Source organism: Tritonibacter sp. SIMBA_163 (assembly GCF_046535935.1).
Classification (GTDB): domain Bacteria; phylum Pseudomonadota; class Alphaproteobacteria; order Rhodobacterales; family Rhodobacteraceae; genus Epibacterium; species Epibacterium scottomollicae.
The window spans coordinates 1-230 of record NZ_JAWJBP010001507.1; the positions used below are offsets into that span (position 1 = coordinate 1).

Below are 230 nucleotides of genomic sequence, written 5' to 3' on the forward strand. Positions count from 1 at the left end.
GGATGCCTATCCGGAGGTCGGTGCGGCCTTTGCCGCCACCCTCCCGCTGGCGTGTGCGGGCTGGGCTGGCACGGCATTTGCTGACGATCCTTGGCAGCACGCTGCTGCCGGTTGTGCTGCTGGGCGCGGTCTGGCTCTGGGGTTTTGGCGGCGCGGACCCGTTGCTGCGTGCGGCGGCCGAGGCGCAGCGGGAGGCGGAGAATGCCATGGCGCAGGGGCTGCGGGCGCTG

General features: G+C 72.6%; 1 pseudogene. It reads left to right on the forward strand.

Annotated elements, in window-relative coordinates:
• Positions 1-29: 29 nt before the first annotated feature.
• Positions 30-230, forward strand: a pseudogene (locus tag R0J92_RS27310) (hypothetical protein); the annotation flags it as partial.